The 13,101-nt window shown below is 70.7% G+C and carries 10 protein-coding genes; 4 read left to right on the forward strand and 6 right to left on the reverse strand.

Annotation, left to right across the window (positions count from 1 at the left end):
• The first annotated feature begins 88 nt into the window (after positions 1 to 88).
• The gene (locus tag AC4D2F_RS13830; RefSeq protein ID WP_490911107.1) at positions 89 to 1,897 is read left to right on the forward strand and encodes an APC family permease; all 1,809 of its coding nucleotides are present in this window, start codon (positions 89 to 91) and stop codon (positions 1,895 to 1,897) included.
• Between the two features lie 21 nt (positions 1,898 to 1,918).
• On the opposite strand, the gene AC4D2F_RS13835 is transcribed toward AC4D2F_RS13830, so the two are convergent.
• Positions 1,919 to 2,497, reverse strand: coding sequence for a helix-turn-helix domain-containing protein (locus AC4D2F_RS13835; protein WP_104168722.1), 579 nt, complete (start codon positions 2,495 to 2,497; stop codon positions 1,919 to 1,921).
• Positions 2,498 to 2,666: 169 nt separating this feature from the next.
• Here AC4D2F_RS13835 and AC4D2F_RS13840 point away from each other — a divergent pair, with 169 nt between their 5' ends.
• Entirely contained in the window at positions 2,667 to 4,181 is a 1,515-nt protein-coding gene (locus AC4D2F_RS13840) for a sodium:solute symporter family protein (protein WP_490911044.1), read from the forward strand.
• Between the two features lie 68 nt (positions 4,182 to 4,249).
• Here AC4D2F_RS13840 and AC4D2F_RS13845 read toward each other — a convergent pair whose 3' ends face one another.
• Together AC4D2F_RS13845 and AC4D2F_RS13850 are read right to left on the reverse strand one after the other, a co-directional pair.
• Complete coding sequence (locus AC4D2F_RS13845; RefSeq protein WP_490911045.1) at positions 4,250 to 5,617, reverse strand: AI-2E family transporter; 1,368 nt, start codon at positions 5,615 to 5,617, stop codon at positions 4,250 to 4,252.
• Entirely contained in the window at positions 5,614 to 7,344 is a 1,731-nt protein-coding gene (locus AC4D2F_RS13850; RefSeq protein ID WP_490911046.1) for a long-chain-fatty-acid--CoA ligase, read from the reverse strand. The genes AC4D2F_RS13845 and AC4D2F_RS13850 overlap by 4 nt, the downstream gene beginning before the upstream one ends.
• A 313-nt stretch (positions 7,345 to 7,657) precedes the next feature.
• On the opposite strand from AC4D2F_RS13850, the gene AC4D2F_RS13855 reads away from it, so the two are divergent.
• Both AC4D2F_RS13855 and AC4D2F_RS13860 read left to right on the forward strand, forming a co-directional pair.
• Complete coding sequence (locus tag AC4D2F_RS13855; protein ID WP_490911047.1) at positions 7,658 to 8,779, forward strand: VIT1/CCC1 transporter family protein; 1,122 nt, start codon at positions 7,658 to 7,660, stop codon at positions 8,777 to 8,779.
• A gap of 158 nt (positions 8,780 to 8,937) precedes the next feature.
• A complete protein-coding gene (locus AC4D2F_RS13860) occupies positions 8,938 to 9,861 on the forward strand; it encodes a S1C family serine protease (protein WP_490911048.1) in 924 nt (307 codons plus the stop codon).
• Positions 9,862 to 9,894: 33 nt separating this feature from the next.
• Here the strand turns inward: AC4D2F_RS13860 and AC4D2F_RS13865 are convergent, their stop codons facing one another.
• The 3 genes from AC4D2F_RS13865 to AC4D2F_RS13875 form a co-directional block, all read right to left on the reverse strand.
• The gene (locus AC4D2F_RS13865) at positions 9,895 to 10,365 is read right to left on the reverse strand and encodes an SRPBCC family protein (RefSeq protein ID WP_104168727.1); all 471 of its coding nucleotides are present in this window, start codon (positions 10,363 to 10,365) and stop codon (positions 9,895 to 9,897) included.
• Positions 10,366 to 10,468: 103 nt separating this feature from the next.
• Positions 10,469 to 11,524, reverse strand: a complete 1,056-nt coding sequence (locus AC4D2F_RS13870) for a zinc-dependent alcohol dehydrogenase family protein (protein WP_490911049.1) — start codon at positions 11,522 to 11,524, stop codon at positions 10,469 to 10,471.
• A 75-nt stretch (positions 11,525 to 11,599) separates the two neighbouring features.
• Positions 11,600 to 13,024, reverse strand: a complete 1,425-nt coding sequence (locus AC4D2F_RS13875) for a sugar porter family MFS transporter (protein ID WP_490911050.1) — start codon at positions 13,022 to 13,024, stop codon at positions 11,600 to 11,602.
• Between the last annotated feature and the right edge of the window lie 77 nt (positions 13,025 to 13,101).

A 13,101-nucleotide genomic window follows, 5' to 3' on the forward strand; every position in this document is an offset into this window, starting at 1 on the left:
GCGCCTCGAGCGCTGGCTGCTCAACGAGTCCAGCCGGCCCGCCTCCCACCAGCCCGAGCAGGAACGCGCCCAGTCGTGGTGGAAGGTGATGTGCCTGACCGGCGTCGACTACTTCTCCACCCTCGGCTACCAGCCCGCGATCGCGGCGGCCGCCGCCGGTGTCCTGTCCCCCCTGGCCACCCTCGTCCTGGTGGCCGTGACCCTCTTCGCCGCGCTGCCGGTGTACAAGCGGGTGGCGTCGGAGAGTCCGCGCGGCGAGGGATCCATCGCGATGCTCGAGAAGCTGCTGCCGAAGTGGCGCGGCAAGGTCTTCGTGCTGGTCCTGCTCGGATTCGCCGCGACGAGCTTCCTCATCACCATGACGCTCTCGGCCGCCGATGCGAGCGCGCACCTCATCGAGAACCCGTTCGCGCCCGCATGGCTGCAGGGGCAGCAGATCCTCATCACGGTGGTGTTCCTCGGCGCGCTGTCGGGCGTCTTCCTGTGTGGGTTCACCGAGGCCATCGGCATCGCCGTCGGCCTCGTCGCCGTCTTCCTCCTGCTCAACCTGTGCGTGATCGTCGTCGCCCTGGCCCAGATCGTGGCGCAGGGCGGGCTCGTGGACTCCTGGTGGTCGGCGCTGACCACGCAGCACGGCAATCCCCTCGTGATGCTCGGGCTGGCCGTGCTGATCTTCCCCCGCCTGGCTTTGGGGCTGTCGGGCTTCGAGACCGGCGTCGTCGTGATGCCGCAGATCCAGGGCGGGCCCGCCGACACCGAGCAGGACCCTGCGGGCCGGATCGCCGGCGCGCACAAGCTCCTCACCTCGGCCGCACTCATCATGAGCGGCTTCCTGATCGCCTCGAGCTTCGTGACCACCCTGCTCATCCCCGCCGCGGCCTTCGAGGAGGGCGGCCCCGCCAACGGGCGGGCGCTCGCCTACCTCGCCCACGAGTACCTCGGCGACGGCTTCGGCACGGCGTACGACATCTCCACGATCGGCATCCTGTGGTTCGCCGGGGCGTCCGCCATGACCGGCCTGCTCAACCTCGTGCCCCGATACCTGCCGCGCTACGGGATGGCCCCGGAGTGGGCGAAGGCCGTGCGTCCGCTCGTCCTCGTCATCACCCTCATCGCCATCCTGGTCACCTTCTTCTTCAAGGCCGACGTCGAGGCGCAGGGCGGTGCCTACGCCACCGGCGTCCTCGCCCTCATCACGTCCGCGTCCGTGGCCGTGATGCTGTCCGCGCGACGGAAGCAGCAGCGTGGCAGGACCATCGGGTTCGGCATCGCCGCGGGAGTCTTCGTGCTGACGACGGCGGTCAACATCGTGGAGCGCCCCGAGGGGCTGAAGATCGCCGCCTGCTTCATCCTGGGCATCATCGTCGTCTCGTTCGTCTCCCGCTCGCGGCGGGCGTTCGAGCTGCGCGCCACGAGCATCCGGATGGACGAGGCAGCGCTCTCCTTCGTCAGCGCGCAGGACGACGGCGACATCCTGCTGATCGCCCACGAACCGAAACGGCTCAGCAGTGCGGCCTACCGCCACAAGCTCCAGCACGCGTGCAGGGTCTCGCACGTCCCGACCACCTCGCGGCCCCTGTTCATCGAGGTGACCGTGGACGATTCCTCCGACTTCGAGACTGAACTGCGCGTGCGCGGCGTGGTGCGGCACGGGTACCGCATCCTCGAGGTCCACAGCTCCAACGTCCCGAACACCATCGCAGCCGTGATGCTGCATATCCGGGACGTCACCGGGCTCATGCCGCACGTCTACTTCCGGTGGACGGAGGGTGACCCGGTGGCCAACCTCTTCAAGTTCCTGTTCACCGGGGAGGGCGAGATCGCCCCGGTCACCCGCGAGGTGCTGCGCGCCGCGGAGCCGGACGTGACGAGGCGCCCCTGGGTGCACGTGGGCTGAACGGCGCTACTTCCGAAGACGCTACTTGCCCGAGGCCGCCGGGACGAGCGTCCACAGCACCACGGCCTCCCGGCCGTCCGGATTGAGCCACGTGTGGGGTTCCCGCCCCGGGAAGGTGAGGGTGTCGCCGGCGCCGAGTTCGTAGCGGGCGTTCGGGAAGACCAGCACGAAGCGTCCCTCGACCACGTGCAGGGTCTCCACCTCGCAGTCCACCGCGTAGAGCTCGTCCTCGCCCCGTCCATGGGGTTCGACGACGGCGCGGATCACCTGGAGCCGACGCTCGGAGCGCGCCGTCAGGAGCCGCTCGTTGATGCCCTGCCCGCCCAGGCTGATCCGGGGGGCGTCCACGAGCCGCGTCAGGTGGGTCTCCGGCACCAGGAACAGGTCCCCCACGGAGATCGACAGCACCTGGCACAGCGTCACGAGCGAGGCGACGGATGGCGACGTGAGGTCCCGCTCCACCCTGCTCAGGAACCCCTTCGTCAGCCCCGTGGAGTCGGCGACCTGCTCGATGGTCATGCGCTGGGCCTGCCGTGCGGCACGGATCCGGGATCCGATGGCCACCGGAGCATTCGTGGGCTCGACGGGCAGGGCCTTCATGCGTGTCCTCTCCTCCTGCGCTCGGGGAAGGCGATCGGTTCGCGGGTGAACGAGCGCCTTCCACGAGCTTGCCATGGTTGACGCGTGAGCCGCGTCACGAGTAGCTTACTAGGCAACATTAGTTGCCCATAGGGCATCGACGCGGGAATCTCGACCGAAGGACTCGTCCATGCAAGCACTCAACATAGCCATCGTGGTGGCGTATCTCGCGGCCATGCTGGGCTTCGGGTGGTGGGGCAAGTCCCGCACCCGCAACGCCAGCGACTACCTCGTGGCCGGGCGGCGCCTCGGACCGCTCCTCTACACCGGCACCATGGCGGCCGTCGTCCTGGGCGGCGCCTCCACCGTGGGTGGCGTGGGGCTCGGCTACCAGTACGGCATCTCCGGCATGTGGCTCGTGGTCGCCATCGGCACCGGCGTCCTGCTGCTCAGCCTCCTGTTCGCCCCCACCATCCAGAAGCTGAAGATCTACACCGTCTCCCAGATGCTCACCCTGCGGTACGGCCACCGCGCCACGCGGGTGTCCGGGATCGTCATGCTCGCCTACACCCTCATGCTCTGCGCCACGTCGACGGGCGCCTACGCCACGATCTTCGTGGTGCTCTTCGGCTGGGACCGCGCGCTGTCCATCGCCGTCGGCGGGGCGATCGTCCTGATCTACTCGACGATCGGTGGCATGTGGTCCATCACCCTGGCCGACATGGCCCAGTTCGTGATCAAGACCATCGGCGTCTTCGCCCTCATGCTGCCCTTCTCCCTCGCGGCGGCGGGCGGCTTCGACGGCATCGCCGAACGCGCCGGAGACGAGTTCTTCAGCATCACCGGCATCGGCGCGCAGAGCATCATCACCTACTTCGTGGTCTACACGCTCGGCCTGCTGATCGGGCAGGACATCTGGCAGCGCGTCTTCACCTCCCGGACACCGGAGATCGCCCGATGGGGCGGATCGGCCGCCGGCATCTACTGCATCCTCTACGGCGTCGCCGGCGCCGTGATCGGCATGAGCGCCAGCGTCGTCCTGCCCGCGATCGAGTCGAAGGACGACGTCTATGCGGACATCGCCCTGAACGTCCTGCCGATCGGTATCGGCGGGCTCGTCCTCGCCGCGGCCGTCGCCGCGATGATGTCGACGGCGTCCGGCGCGCTGATCGCCGCAGCCACCGTGGCGCGGACCGACGTCGTGCCGTTCGTGGCCGGCTGGATCGGCAAGAGCGACAAGGCCGGCACGGACGGCGGCGAGCGCTCGTCGTCGGACCACGACGTCGCGTCGAGCCGCTGGTGGGTCCTCGGCCTCGGCCTCGTCACCATCGCCCTCGCCGTGATGGTCCAGGACGTCGTGGCCGCCCTGACCATCGCGTACGACATCCTCGTCGGAGGTCTCCTCGTCTCGATCCTCGGGGGCCTCGTGTGGCGGCGCGGGAACGGGATCGGCGCCGGGGCCTCGATGGCGGCGGGCACGCTCGTCACCCTCGGTGTCATGGCCTACCTTGAGGTCACCGCCGAGAACCAGTACGACGGCATCTACGCCAACGAGCCGATCTACTACGGCCTCGCCGTGTCCGCGCTCGTCTATGTCGTCGTCTCGCTCGCCACCCGGGCCACGGATCCGGGCGTCATGGACGCCTGGGACCGCCGGGTCGCCGGCGACGTCCCGGAGGATGTACCGGTGGACGCACCCCGCTGACGGTGGAACGCGAGAAGGGCTCCCGGCCGCAGCCGGGAGCCCTTCTCGTATCTGTAGGTCCGCAGGCCTCAGCGTGTGACGGGCGACGATCCCCCGTGACGGCCGGAGCGGCCGTCGGTGCCGTCGGTGGTGCCGGTGCTGCCTGCCGGGCCGGTCGGGAGGTCGTCGTCATCGCCATCGTCGAGCCCTTCGGTCCTGCGCTCCTGGGTGGTCGGGCGCGTGTCCGCATCGTCGATGGCGACCAGGGCGGCCGCCTTCTTGGCCTCCTGCTCCTCCTTGGGGGTCGAGCTCAGCCCGTGGCCCGTCTCGTCGAGGGCCGTCTGCACCTCGGCCTCCTCGACCTCCTCCTGCGTGATCTCCTCGTCCTTCTCCCCGTTCCAGGCCTTGATGGCCGCCCAGATGACCGCGGCGACCGGGACGGAGAGGATGGCACCGATGATGCCCGCCAGGATGGTGCCGGCGGTCAGGGCGAACAGGATGACGAGGGCGTGCACCTGCAGCGTGCGGCCCATGACCACCGGCTGCAGGAAGTTGCCCTCCAGCTGGTTGACCACGATGACCACGATGATGACGATGAGCGCGACGAACGGTCCGTTGGCCACGAGGGCGATCAGGGCCGCGAGGACGCCGGCCAGGGTCGCACCGACCAGGGGGATGAAGGCGCCGATGAAGACGATGGCCGCCAACGGGAGGGCGAGCGGGACCCCGAGGACCAGCAGCGCACCACCGATGAACACCGAATCGACCAGGGCCACGATCGCCGTGCCGCGCACGTAGCCACCGAGGACGGCCATGCTGCTGTAGCCGACCCGGCGGGCTTTGACGAGCCGCTTGCCCTTGAAGGCCCGCAGCATGAATGCCCAGATCTTCTCGCCGTCCTTGAGGAAGAAGAACAGGATGACCACCATGAGCAGGCCGCCGGCGAAGAAGTTCCCCGCCGCGCTGAGGCCCGAGATGGCCCCGGCGCCCGCGGTGCTGCTGGTCGCGAAGTCGACCACCGAGTCACGCGCCTGCTGGATCTGTGCGTCGTCGATGGGGATGGGGCCGTTCTGCGCGAAGGCGTAGAGCTGGTCGAAGCCCTCCGACGCGCTGGTGGCAAGCTCTCCCGCCTGTCCCACGACGGCGAACACGATGCCCGTGATGAGCCCGCCGAAAAGGAGCAGGAGCAGCAGGAACGACACACCGGTGGCCGCGGATGCGCCCCAGCCCTTCCGCCGCAGCCAGAGGACGAAGGGCCCGATCGCGGCCGCGAGGATGATCGCGAGCAGCATCGGGATCACCACGAGCCGCACCTGGATCAGTGCGTACACGGCCACTACACCCAGGACCAGCAGCAGGAGCACCTGCGCCGCCCGGATGCTGGCGTTGCCGAGGCTGTCACGCCAGGGGCCCTTCGCGGCGGCCGTCTCCGGCCGCGCATCGGTGGACTGGGTCATCGACCGTCACCTTTTCCTTCGGCCCGATGGCCATCATTGATCAGTTGGGAACGCACCTCGCGACGGAGGACCTTGCCGATCAGCGATCGGGGCAGGTCCTCCACCTGCACGATAGTGCGTGGAACCTTGTAGGCGGCGAGCGCGCCGCGACATGACGCCCTCAGTGCCTCGACGTCGAGGGCGGCGCCCGGCGCGAGCATGACGACGGCGGCCACGTCCTCGCCGCCGCCGTCCCGCGGGAGGCCCACCACGGCGGTGTCGGCCACGCCGGGGTGCGCCCGGAGGACGCCCTCCACCTCGCTGGGCGAGACGTTGAAACCGCCCGTGATGATGAGTTCCTTGATGCGGTCCACGACCGTCAGGAAGCCGTCGTCGTCCATCCGGACGATGTCCCCCGTCCGGAACCAGCCGCCGTCGAGCAGGGCGTCCTCGGTCTCGTCGGGTCGCCGCCAGTAGCCCTGGAACACCTGGGGCCCCTTCAGGAGCAGCTCCCCCGCCTCGCCCGGGGCGCGGTCCTTGCGGGGATCCTCCGGGTCGACGATGCGGACGTCGGTGCCCGGGAACGGCACCCCGATCGTGCCGGGCCGCCGCGTGGGGCCGATCGGATTGCCGGCCGCGACGGGGGATGTCTCGGTGAGCCCGTAGCCCTCGATCAGGTAGCCGCCCGTGGCTGCCTCCCAGGTCTCCACCGTGGCCTGCGGGAGGTTCATGGCCCCGGAGATCGCGAACCGGATGCTGCGGAGGTCCACGCCGCGCTCGGCGGCGCCGGCCGCGAGCCGGTCGTAGATGGGGGGCACCGCCGGCAGGAAGGTGGGCGGGCTCTTCCGGACGGCGTCGAGGACCAGCGGGACGTCGAAGCGCGGGAACAGGACGAGCTTCGCGCCGATGCTCACGGCGAAGGTCAGGCACAGCGTCAGCCCGTAGGCGTGGAACATGGGCAGGACGGCATAGACGGTCTCGCGGCCGACGTCGAGGCCCGGCACCCAGGCCCGCCCCTGGGCCGCGTTCGCCAGCAGGTTCCGGTGCGTGAGGATGGCGCCCTTGGGGACACCCGTGGTCCCGCTCGTGTACTGCAGTACCGCCGTGTCCTCCGCCGAGGGCCGCGGGTGCCGGCCCGGCAGGGGCCGGCGGTGCAGCAGGTCCCGCCACGCGACCACGTTGCGGGGGCCGGTGAGTCCCTCCCGCGTGGTGAGTGCAGCCCTCGCTTCGCGCGCGCGTCGCACGGGGAGCTTGAGCGCGAGTCGGCGCGAGGCGGGCATCGCGCCGATGAGGTCCACCGACACCACGGAGGCGACCGGGATGTCGGCCGGCAGCCGCTGCACGCTCGGCACCACCCTGTCCCACACGATCGCGACCTTGGCGCCGTGGTCCTCGAACTGGTGCCGCAGCTCGCGGTCCGTGTACAGCGGGTTGTGCTCGACGACGATCGCGCCGAGGCGGAGCACGGCGTAGAACGCCACGATGTGCTGGGGGCAGTTCGGCAGCACGAGGGCCACGCGGTCCCCCGCCCCGACGCCGAGGGACCGCAGGCCGGCTGCCACCCGGGCCACCGCCGCGCCCAGCTCCCCGTAGGTCGTCGTGGCACCGAAGAACTCGAGGGCCGCGCTCGGGCCGTGGGCCGCGACCGACGCGTCGAGGAGGTCGGACAGGGTGCCCTCGGGCACGCTGAAGGATCGGGGCACACCGGGTGCGTAGCTTTCGACCCAGGGGCGGGCTGCCAAATCCATAAGCCTGCTTTCTGTTATCGGTTCGACTGTAGCGTGCGGCCGGTGCCTTCCGGTACTCGAACCTACCGTCGGCACCCGGGGAGCAGACCACGACGGACACCACCCCATCCGGTAGCATTGTCGGTCGAAGGGGAGTAGCTCCGCACCCATGGGGTGCGCGGCCTGTCGACATACTGGTGCCATCGGTACCCGGCAGTCCACCGGTGAAACCGGCGAGCGAGACCTTCGGCCGATATGACGCATCTGTGACCCCGGCCGAAGTTTCCCGCTTCGGATCGGGTGTGCACATGCCCCGAACACCCGGAGCACCTCCTTGAACACCCCCGAGAACACCCCCGAGAACACACTCGGACAGCCCCCGTCCCGCGACGACGTGAAGCGCTGGCGCCAGTACCTCGCGGACGAACGCGCCGAGGCGGCCACCTACCGCGATCTCGCCCGGCGCAGGACCGGCGAGGAACGCGAGATCCTGCTCGGACTCGCGGAGGCCGAGGGCCGCCACGAGGCACACTGGCTCGCGCTCCTCGGCGAGGACGCCGGACGGCCCCTGCGGCCCTCCGTCCGCAACAGACTCCTGGGGGTACTCGCCCGGCGCTTCGGCTCCGTCTTCGTCCTCGCCCTCGCGCAGAGGGCCGAAAGCCGCTCCCCTTACGCGTCGGACCCCTCGGCCACGAGCGCGATGGCCGCCGACGAGCAGATCCACGAGGAGGTGGTGCGCGGGCTCGCGACCCGCGGCCGCAACCGGCTCTCGGGCAACTTCCGTGCCGCCGTGTTCGGGGTGAACGACGGCCTCGTCAGCAACCTCGCGCTGGTCATGGGCATCGGGGCGACCGGCGTCTCGACGTCGTTCATCCTGTTCAGCGGGCTGGCCGGCCTGCTGGCCGGCGCCCTGTCGATGGGTGCCGGCGAGTACGTGTCCGTCCGGTCCCAGCGCGAACTCCTGTCCGCGACGCGCCCCACGCAGATCACGCTGACCGCGGCCAAGGAACTCGACATCGCCGCGAACGAGCTGGTGCTGGTGTACCGCGCGAGGGGCATGACGCCCGCCGCCGCGGAGCACCGCGCGGCGGAACGCCTGGGCCTGTTCGGCTGCGACTGCGATCCGAGCTTCTCGCTCCAGCCCGAGGAGGACGACGCCGTCGACGAGCACGAGGCGGTCGGCACCGGCCTCGGTGCCGCCGCCTCGAGCTTCTGTTTCTTCGCGTCCGGCGCGATCATCCCCGTCCTGCCGTACCTGCTGGGTCTGAGCGGTGTCCTCGCCGTCGTCGTCGCCTGCATCCTGGTGGGTCTGGCGCTGATGGCGACCGGGGCTGTCGTCGCCCTCCTGTCCGGCGCCTCGCCCCTGCGGCTGGCCCTGCGGCAACTGGGTATCGGACTCGGTGCGGCCGCCGTGACCTACGGGCTCGGCCTGCTGTTCGGCACGTCGGTGGCCTGATCCGGGCGTCCTCCCGGCGCGCGGGCCCCCGAAGCCGGCCGTGGCTCTTACCCCCTCGACGATGCCGGGCCGTGGCGGGGACGCGCCGGACCCGCGGGTGCATGCGCCCTGCGCGAACGCCGTTCCTCCACCGCCGCGGCGGTGCTGCAATGGTCCCTATGGACGAGCAGGAGGCTCTCGACGCATATTCGGCAGCGGTCGTGCGGATCGCCGAGTCCACACTGCCGTCGGTGGCGGCGGTCTCCGTGCGTACCGCCCGCGGCGCGGGTGCGGGCAGCGCGTCCGTCATCTCCACGGAGGGGCACCTGCTGACGAGCGCTCATGTGGTGGCCGGCGCACAGCGCACCGAGGTCGCGTTCGGCGATGGATCCGTCCTGCCCGCGCGCGTCGTGGGCAGGGATCCGCTGTCGGACCTCGCGGTACTCCAGGCGGAGGGGAGCACGCCGCCACCGGTCCCGTGGGGGGATGCGACCCGCCTCCGGGTCGGGCAGCTCGTGGTGGCGCTCGGCAACCCGCTCGGCCTGGCCGGCAGCGTCACCGCGGGCATCGTCTCCGCGCTCGGCCGGTCACTGCCCACCTTGTCAGGGCGCGTCGTGGACGAGGTCATCCAGACGGACGCGACCCTGAATCCTGGCAACAGCGGAGGTGTGCTGGCCGACAGCGCGGGCCGCATGGTCGGAGTGAACACCGCCGTCGCCGGCATCGGACTCGGCCTTGCCGTGCCGATCAACCCGACCACCCGGGAGATCATCGACGCGCTGATCACCAGGGGACGCGTCCGACGCGCGTGGCTGGGGGTGGTCGGAGCCCAGATCACCCTCACCCCGGAGCTCGCGGCTCGTGTCGGGGCGCCCACCGGGATGCAGGTGGCATCCGTCGTCGCGGGCAGCCCTGCCGCAGGTGCCGGGGCACGTGCGGGTGACGTCGTCGTCTCACTCGACCGCTTCCCCGTCCGCAGCGCGACGGGCATTCAGCGGCTGATGGTCGAGACGGCGATCGGCCGCCGGATGGAGATGACGGTGTGGCGCAACGGCGCGCTGGTGGACATCGTCGTGGAGCCCGAGGAACTGCGCACACCGTGACGGGATCGGGGTGTGCACCCGGGTCCGGGTCGCCTACGCGGGGTCGTGCTGCTGCAGGACGTAGTCCTCGAGCTTCCCGAGCGTCGCCTCGATGCTCGCCGGATGCCGGCGGGTGAAGCCGGTGAGCCTGAACACGAAGCGCCACCGCACGGCGCGCCCGTCCCACTCCTCGCGCACGAGCGTCCCGCCGTCCCGCGGTTCGAGCGTGTACCGCCAGACGTGGGCGGAGAAATGGCGCCAGGCGATCCGGCGGCCCTCCTCGAACTCGACCACGCGGTTCAGGATCCTGTAGGACGTCCCCATCGTCATGTCCATCCCGAACTTCGCCCCCAGGGACAGCCGGGCCGGCCCGTTGGGCTGCTCGCCGCGGACCGTCCCGGACCCGTCGATGACGCTGTGCAGGGCGGGTGTCGCGAGGACCTCGAAGATGCGGGCGGCGGGCGCCGCGATGAGGCGTTCCCTGGAGATGAGGTAGGCGGAGTCCGTGCCGGGCGTCGTCGTCATCCCCTCATTCTGCCCGCTCCGCCGTCCGTCGGCAGCCAGGACCGGGCGGCGACGCCGAAGGGCCCCCACGCGGAGGGCCCCTCGGTCTCGGAACGTCCTGCGGTCAGGGCATCAGGAGCACCTTGATGGCGCGGCGCTCGTCCATGGCCCTGTACGCTTCCGCGGCGTCCTCCAGGGGCATCTCGACGTCGAAGACACGGCCCGGGTTGATGGTCCCGTCGAGGACGTCCTTCAGCAGCTCCGGGATGTAGGTGTGGGCCGGTGCCATCCCGCCGCCCACGGTGATGTTCTTCGCGAAGAGCACGCCGATGGGCAGTTCCGGTCCGCCGGCGGGGACGCCGACGAAGCCCAGGTGACCGCCGGGGCGCGTGCTGCGCAGCGCCTGGTCCATGGACTCCTTCGTACCCACGCACTCGAGGACGGAGTCGGCGAGGACACCCCCGAGGAGCTCGCGCACCTTCTCGACACCCTCGTCGCCGCGCTCGGCGACGATGTCCGTGGCGCCGAACTCGCGGGCGAGCTCCTGCCGGTCGGCGTGGCGGGACATGGCGATGATGCGCTCGGCCCCCAGCCGCTTCGCGGCGAGCACCCCGCACAGTCCCACGGCGCCGTCACCCACGACGACGACGGTGCTGCCCGGGCCGACGTTCGCGGACACGGCGGCGTGGTGGCCGGTGGACATCACATCGGAGAGGGTCAGCAGGCTCGCCGTCAGGGCGGCGTCGGGTTCGGTCACGCCGTCCACCTTCCGCAGGGTGCCGTCGGCCTGCGGGACGCGCACGGCTTCGCCCTGCGCGCCCTGCACGAAGTCTCCGTGCTCGTCCGTACTGCCCCAGCCCACGAGGTGGTCGCATGCCACGGTCACGCCGTTGAGGCACTGCGGGCACGCGCCGCAGCTGTCCACGAACGGCGCGATCACGAAGTCACCCACCGCGATGTCGCGGACGTCGTCGCCCACGGACTCCACGACGCCGACGAACTCGTGGCCGATCGCCTTGGGTTCCTTGGTGGGCCGGACGCCCCGGTACGGCCAGAGGTCGGAGCCGCAGACGCAGGCCGCCGTCACCCGCACGACGGCGTCCGTCGGACGGATGATGCTCGGGTAGTCCCGGTCCTCGACCCTGATGTCGCCGGGCCCGTGGATGATGGTCGCACGCATGGTGATCTCCTAGAAGCTTGCTTGACGCAATCGATTGTCCCCTTCCGTCACCTTACAAGCCGCGCGCCGGAGGCTCTACCGCCGCCGGCCGTCCACCGTCTCCTTGAACTGGTGCTCCAGTTCCTCCAGGGTCTTCCCGCGGGTCTCGGGGACGTGGCGGCGGGCGAAGACGATCGCGGCGACGCCGAGGACCACGAACACCAAGAAGGTGTTCGAGATCCCGACGGCGTCCATGAGGATCGGGAAGCTGAGGCTGACCGCGAAGTTGACCATCCACAGGACGAAGACCGCCGCACCCATGCCGAGGCCCCGTAGCCGCATCGGGAAGATCTCGGCCAGCATCAGCCAGGTCACCGGGGAGATCGCGCCCTGCTGGAAGGCCAGGAAGGTGACGGTGAGGGCCAGGACCAGGAAGCCCCGGGCCGTACCCTCGGGCACGAGGAGGGAGACGAGGCCGATGGCGAGGAGGGCCGACGTCGTCCCGATCTGCCCGACGAGCAGCATGGGGCGGCGCCCCACCCGGCCGAGCAGCCAGATGCCGATGAAGGTCGCGGCGACCGAGATGACCCCGTTCGCGATGTTCGCGGTGAGCGCGGCCTGCGTGCCGAACCCGGCGACGTCGAGGATCCGCGTCCCGTAGTACATGATCGAGTTCACGCCGGTGATCTGCTGGATGACGGCGAGACCGAGGCCGACGACGACGATGCGGCGGAGCCAGGGCTCGCGCAGGTCGCCGACGCTCGCGCGGTCCTGCCTACGGTCCTCGATGGCCAGCGCCTTCAGTGCGGCGAACTCGCCCTGCGCGGCGGCCGGCGGGCGAAGGGTCTCGAGGACCCGCAGGGCGGACCCGAACGCGCCCCGGGCCGCTAGCCAGCGGGGGCTCTCCGGGACGAAGTGCAGGCCGATCCAGAGGCCGATGGCGGGGAGCGTCCCCAGGACGAGCATCCACCGCCAGATGCCGTGGCTGTCACCGAAGACGCCTCCCAGGAACGCGCTGCTGCTGAACGCCAGGAGCTGGCCCGTCACGATCATGAGTTCGTTGCGGGTCACCACCTGCCCGCGCCGGGCGGCCGGGGAGAGTTCGGCGAGGAAGATCGGGACGAGTACCGAGGCCCCGCCGACCGCCAGCCCGAGGATGAGCCGTGAGGTGACCATGACTGTGACATCGGGGGCGAGGGCGGAGCCCAGCGTCCCCCCGAGGAAGACGGCCGCGAGCACCATGAGCATCCGGCGGCGTCCGTAGGCGTCGGCGAGCCGGCCTCCGAGGAGGGCGCCGAACGCGGCCCCGAAGACGAGCGAGCTCGCGACGAGGCCTTCGGCGAAGGCGCCGAGACGGAGATCGTCGACCATGAACGGCAGCGCACCGTTGATGACGCCGGTGTCGAACCCGAACAGCAGCCCGCCGAGGGTCGCCACCCACGTGGCGCGCCGGACGTGTGCGCGCTGCCGACGCCCGTCGGCCGCAGTGGCGGCCGTGCTGTTGCTGGCCAGCTCGCTCATGCCGTCACCTCCTGCTGGTGATCGTCTTCCGGTTCCCGCTCCGGAGTCTCCGGTCCCTCCGACGCAAAAGCCTCCCC

This window comes from Arthrobacter sp. TJ-263, assembly GCF_058269155.1.

Bases quoted from the DNA above. Each gene is read 5' to 3' on its own strand.
- AC4D2F_RS13865 (WP_104168727.1), bottom strand. From the start codon at position 10,365: ATGACGACGACGCCCGGCACGGACTCCGCCTACCTCATCTCCAGGGAA.
- AC4D2F_RS13845 (WP_490911045.1), bottom strand. From the start codon at position 5,617: ATGACCCAGTCCACCGATGCGCGGCCGGAGACGGCCGCCGCGAAGGGC.
- AC4D2F_RS13830 (WP_490911107.1), top strand. From the start codon at position 89: ATGTGCCTGACCGGCGTCGACTACTTCTCCACCCTCGGCTACCAGCCC.
- AC4D2F_RS13840 (WP_490911044.1), top strand. From the start codon at position 2,667: ATGCAAGCACTCAACATAGCCATCGTGGTGGCGTATCTCGCGGCCATG.
- AC4D2F_RS13870 (WP_490911049.1), bottom strand. From the start codon at position 11,524: ATGCGTGCGACCATCATCCACGGGCCCGGCGACATCAGGGTCGAGGAC.
- AC4D2F_RS13860 (WP_490911048.1), top strand. From the start codon at position 8,938: ATGGACGAGCAGGAGGCTCTCGACGCATATTCGGCAGCGGTCGTGCGG.
- AC4D2F_RS13835 (WP_104168722.1), bottom strand. From the start codon at position 2,497: ATGAAGGCCCTGCCCGTCGAGCCCACGAATGCTCCGGTGGCCATCGGA.
- AC4D2F_RS13875 (WP_490911050.1), bottom strand. From the start codon at position 13,024: ATGAGCGAGCTGGCCAGCAACAGCACGGCCGCCACTGCGGCCGACGGG.
- AC4D2F_RS13850 (WP_490911046.1), bottom strand. From the start codon at position 7,344: ATGGATTTGGCAGCCCGCCCCTGGGTCGAAAGCTACGCACCCGGTGTG.